1 protein-coding gene is annotated in these 723 nt (G+C 49.4%); it reads right to left on the reverse strand.

What is annotated here, in order from left to right; genetic code table 11:
• The coding region (locus tag KIV40_RS32750) for an FtsX-like permease family protein (protein WP_285353541.1) at window positions 1–723 on the reverse strand (723 nt) is incomplete at both ends.

The following is a 723-nucleotide window of genomic DNA, read 5'->3' on the forward strand; positions in this document are numbered from 1 at the left end:
AAAACTCCCGACCATGGTTTCTACGCCAATATTAGCGGTCATCGCGAGCATGAAGGCCATGGTGGCAACACCACGGTAGCTCATGCTTGCTGCAGCATCAGCGAAGAACCAACGAGCACGCACCCAGCGCAGAGAATAAGAGAAACTATTGAACAGCTTCCACATTAAGAATGGCGTAAACAGCGCCACACTCACTAGCATCAGTGCGATAATGGCAAAGCCAGACTCTTGTGTTTGCGGAGCTTGATACACGGCAACCGCTGCAACACAGAAACCACAGCCGATAAGTGCTTGCCACGTAAACTCTGTACCAGCAAAGCGCATTAAAGACAGACGAGAAGAGAGTCGAATCGGCTGAGATTTAAGAAGGCGGATCAACGGCCACGCACACGCTAAGAACGCGCCTGCTAATGACATTGCCAAACTGTAGCCACTCGACTTCCAGCTCCAATCAATACTCAGACCTACGTTTGCATCGTAAAGGTCGCCTAAGCTTGATGATACTGCTGGTAATAACTGGTTAGCGAGCATCACACCAAAGATGTTGCCACAGATCCAACTGACTAAAACCAACGCCAGCAACTCAAAACAGAGCGCTTTGGTTAGCTGCCATCCCGATACACCCGTTCGTCTCAGAACGCCAACCAAAGGCTGTCTTTGGATAAACGAAAGCGACATCGCTTGATAGAAGATGAAAAGACCCACAACAAAAGAGAGCATCCC

The sequence above is a fragment of the Vibrio sp. D173a genome (assembly GCF_030248475.1).